Source organism: Holospora undulata HU1 (genome assembly GCF_000388175.3).
In the GTDB taxonomy this organism is placed as follows: domain Bacteria; phylum Pseudomonadota; class Alphaproteobacteria; order Holosporales; family Holosporaceae; genus Holospora; species Holospora undulata_A.
In genome coordinates, this window is record NZ_ARPM03000024.1 from 1 (window position 1) to 3,811 (window position 3,811).

Here is a 3,811-nt window from a genome sequence, read left to right on the forward strand (position 1 = left end):
GGGGTTAAGACAGGTGTACCTTCGGCATGAGTGTTCGCATGTTATAGCATACAAGCATTGTATATATTGATGAAATCGGCATTGATATGGCTATGTGCAAAGACAGAAAATTGGGCAGAAAAAGTGAAAAGTTGGTTGGCAAAAAGAGTGGGAAATAGTATCAAAGAACAAATAGTATTGCCGGTTTGGTTAACAACAAGCTGATGGCACCAATGGGGTAGACTTGGGTAGAAAAATTTCTGATCAAGGAACTAAAGCCTGGTCAAGGTGTTATTATGGATAACGCCTCTTTTCATAAATCCAAGAGAAGTAGAGAATGAATAAAATCTGTAAAATGCGGTATAATTTTTCTGCCTCCTTGCTCTTCGTGATTTGAGTCCAATAGATAAATTCTGGGCTAATATGAAGAGGGGGACAATATACTAAATTTCAATGCTCTATTTGATGCTATTTCGTGGTTCTTTAAAATATCTAATTCAACCTAGATTACTATAGACAATCTAATGATTTCTGATTGCTCTAGCTATTTAATCTTCATCTTATATTTTTCTTTCAAAAAAATTTATTATTATAAAAGGTGACGATAGTGTGCTCCGAAGATTTAAAAAAAGCACACAAAATGAAAAAAATCTATTATGTGATAAAGCAGTTTTTAGGTTTTTGTATCAAACCTAGTAAGCTTCTCGTGATTTTGTTATAAAGTTTTAGTACATTCACAAAAATTATTTTTTTAGTACTTTTTTCAACTTTTCAGGCTTTTATTTTTAAGAAAAAATTTTTTTAATTCCTCTGTATTAACTTCCTCAAGGCTAGAATGAGCAAAGTAAGACCCCTTATAGTGCATCTTAAGATAATGACAGAAATTAAAAAAAATGGTATCAACGTTCTGCTTCATTATCAGCAGGGTTTCTTGATTTCGCCCTGCAAAACTAGCAACAACTGAAATTTCTTTCCCTATCAACTCTTCTGTTAAGTTTTTATGAATCGTTATTAAATCTGTAAATCGATCTAAGAAGATTTTCGTGTGGGCACTAACCGTGTACCAATATATTGGAGTTGCAAAGATGATATGGGAGTAATTTTTAATGCATCGAGTAATTAAAGGTAAAAAATCATCTCCACTATTCCGTCCCAAATAATCATAAGGCGTGATGTTCAATGTGCACAAATCAACAATCGGAATTGAAGAAGTATGGGGCTCTTCCAAAATTTGTTCGATTTTGTTCAGCAGCGTTTTTGTATTTCCAAAAGGGCGGGAACTTCCATTAAGCGCAATGCACGAAGAAAAAAAATCCATCATCCCTTCCTTGATTGTGTGGAACTTAAGGGGTGATGGTCTTTTAATACCTGAGATAACCGGCGTTGTGTTACTTGAGTATAAATTTGAGTTGTAGAAATATCTTGATGCCCCAGAAAAGACTTTATAGTGAAAAGATCTACTCCCTGTTCCAATAAATGAGTTGCAAAACCATGGCGAATTATGTGGGGAGAAATGCGTTCTGGATCAATGCCAGAGGATATCGCTAGCATTTTTAATTCTCGCCCTACAGACTGTCTGGGCCAATGGCCGGATTTTCCTGGAAAAACATAAGGTTTTTCTGCAAAAGGCATGCTGGACCTGACGGACAGATAGCATCCCAACGCATTTTGCGCTTCAGGCGTTAAAAACACTATACGTTCTTTTTCTCCCTTTCCTCTTAAGCACAGCACTCCAGTTTGTTCTGACTTTTCTTGAAGTGCTGCATTTAGCGCGACTAACGAAATAGATAAAGCTTCTGAGATACGCATTCCTGTAGAATAAAGCATTTCCAGCAATGCGTACGTTCTAATTCCTTTTGAAGAAAGGTTTTTTTGAGCTGTGTCTATTAACTGACGAACTTCTTGTATACTCAATACTTTGGGAACAGAAGCAAAATATCGGGGAAGCACAATATCTATCATAGGATTATTTTGAACATACTCTTCTTGGTATAAAAAATGATATAATTGACGCAACGCAGAAACACGCCTTGCGATGCTTCTTGGACTTAAAGATTTTTCCAAAGAAAGCTGGTGCACGTAACACACCATTTCAGAAGAAGTCACGCTTAAAATATCTAGCTTTTGAGCAGTTTGAATAATATCAAAAGCGTAAGAACTGCATGTATTTTTACTAAGCCCTTTTTCTACACGCAACATCTCTAAAAACGCTTCGAGCCAAAAAGAATCACGAGAATTTCCGTTCATAAACTAAAGAGCAGTTTTCAAAAAAAGTGTTTCTTGAAGAGATCCTTGTTTGTGAAGCAGCGTTACAATATCACATCCACCAATCAGTACACTGTTCACATAAAGCTGAGGAAAAGTAGGCCAATTTGAAAATAACTTAATTCTTTGACGCACAGATTCGTCACGTAAAACATCGAAAAATCCAAAATCATTGGTGTAATTTTTTAAAATTTCCACAACTGTCTTGGAAAATCCACACAAAGGATGATCAGGAGAACCTTTCATAAACAGCATAATAGGAAAAGAATCTATTAACAACTGAAGATCATAAAATTCTGGAACATCTTGAGTATTTAAACTATTCATTATTTAAACCGATATTACGCAAACTTTCTTAAAAAGCATAACATACTTAAAATATCGCTACAAGTATAGATCAAACAATATGAAAAAGTCGTAAATTGTAGTCACAAAAAAGCTTCCATAGCATTTTATTGATTTCTTCTTCGATAATCTTTTTTTGGGCTAAATTTATGTTCAATGGGGTTAAGATCTAGAAAATGTTGGAGTAAATAAAAAAGTTATAGTAATTTAGGTTGAGTTAAATACTTTAAAGAAGCACGAAATAGCGTCGAATAGAGCGTTGAAATTTAGTATATTGTCCCCCTCTTCATATTAGCCCAAAATTTCTCTATTGGATTCAAATATGGAGGACAAGGAGGTAGGAAAATTATACCGCATTTTCACTTTTTCTGCCCAAGTTTCTGTATTTGCACATAGCCTATCAATGCCGCTTTCATCAATATATACAATACTTGGATACGCTATATATTGATCGATTATTGATGCTGACTGAAAGTCTTTTTTTAAGCTACAAGCCTAATCTTTTTAACCAGTAATGGATTGTACCCCAAATTCTTGAGGAGCTTTTTTCAAGGTAGTATCTTGGATTTTTTTGACGTACTCTTCAAGTTTTTCTAAGTTAATCTTTTTTTCTGAGCCACCAAGCCTTTTAGGAAAACAACTGTCTTCTTGTCTGCATTTTCTATTCCAATTTTCTATGCCACCTTCCTATCGCTGATACACTTATTTTAAATAGGTGCGATGCTTCAATATACCTGCCCCCCTCATCTAAATATTCTATTCCCCTTTGTCTTAAATCGTTGCGGTAGCTCTTTATCATTTTCCTTTTATTGCACCTAATTCAACCTAAACTACTATATAGCTATGAAAAGGCTAAGAGGTTAAAAGTCAGCGTTTCTGGTATAAGATATGCAAAACACCGTTTAGGAGAGACATATAAAAAAAACTCTCAATCATCCGATCCAGAGAGAAGGTCTATGTTTTGCAAAAAAATTGAAGAATTGAAAAAAGAAGCTAAGCAGATAGGTTATAGTGATGAAAGTGGTTTTGCTCATGATATTCCAAGAACGCATGAACACTATTGATAAAGGCAAGCGGTGTTATGGCTCTTGTGACTGGGGGAACAAATCCAGTAGGCGGTTTAATTGGAAAATACAATTGCAATTGGGTTGATATCTGGCTTGCAAAGGGGGTTGGGTGCTACCAAACTTTCCAAAAGAAAGCGGTAGTTTTATGAATAATT

General features: G+C 35.0%; 6 protein-coding genes. 1 reads left to right on the forward strand and 5 read right to left on the reverse strand.

Going from position 1 to position 3,811, the window contains the following annotated elements; genetic code table 11:
- Window positions 1-742 precede the first annotated feature (742 nt).
- The 5 genes from K737_RS00235 to K737_RS07095 form a co-directional block, all read right to left on the reverse strand.
- The gene (locus tag K737_RS00235) at window positions 743-1,300 is read right to left on the reverse strand and encodes a flavodoxin family protein (RefSeq protein WP_081731119.1); all 558 of its coding nucleotides are present in this window, start codon (window positions 1,298-1,300) and stop codon (window positions 743-745) included.
- Entirely contained in the window at window positions 1,297-2,226 is a 930-nt protein-coding gene (locus K737_RS00240) for a tyrosine-type recombinase/integrase (RefSeq protein ID WP_006293153.1), read from the reverse strand. The genes K737_RS00235 and K737_RS00240 overlap by 4 nt, the downstream gene beginning before the upstream one ends.
- A gap of 3 nt (window positions 2,227-2,229) precedes the next feature.
- Window positions 2,230-2,571, reverse strand: a complete 342-nt coding sequence (gene grxD, locus K737_RS00245) for a Grx4 family monothiol glutaredoxin (protein WP_006293156.1) — start codon at window positions 2,569-2,571, stop codon at window positions 2,230-2,232.
- Window positions 2,572-3,093: 522 nt separating this feature from the next.
- Window positions 3,094-3,267, reverse strand: a complete 174-nt coding sequence (locus K737_RS11570; RefSeq protein ID WP_152530995.1) for an IS630 transposase-related protein — start codon at window positions 3,265-3,267, stop codon at window positions 3,094-3,096.
- Window positions 3,251-3,388: an IS630 transposase-related protein gene (locus tag K737_RS07095; protein WP_075260283.1), complete on the reverse strand. Its 138-nt coding sequence runs from the start codon at window positions 3,386-3,388 to the stop codon at window positions 3,251-3,253. Before K737_RS07095 ends, K737_RS11570 begins: the two co-directional genes overlap by 17 nt.
- A gap of 10 nt (window positions 3,389-3,398) precedes the next feature.
- Here K737_RS07095 and K737_RS00250 point away from each other — a divergent pair, with 10 nt between their 5' ends.
- Window positions 3,399-3,653, forward strand: a complete 255-nt coding sequence (locus K737_RS00250) for a hypothetical protein (protein ID WP_024161295.1) — start codon at window positions 3,399-3,401, stop codon at window positions 3,651-3,653.
- The last annotated feature ends 158 nt before the right edge of the window (window positions 3,654-3,811 follow it).

Excerpts from the sequence above, each read along its gene's own strand:
- K737_RS00235 (WP_081731119.1), bottom strand. The coding sequence starts at position 1,300 with ATGATGGATTTTTTTTCTTCGTGCATTGCGCTTAATGGAAGTTCCCGC.
- K737_RS07095 (WP_075260283.1), bottom strand. The coding sequence starts at position 3,388 with ATGATAAAGAGCTACCGCAACGATTTAAGACAAAGGGGAATAGAATAT.
- grxD (WP_006293156.1), bottom strand. The coding sequence starts at position 2,571 with ATGAATAGTTTAAATACTCAAGATGTTCCAGAATTTTATGATCTTCAG.
- K737_RS00240 (WP_006293153.1), bottom strand. The coding sequence starts at position 2,226 with ATGAACGGAAATTCTCGTGATTCTTTTTGGCTCGAAGCGTTTTTAGAG.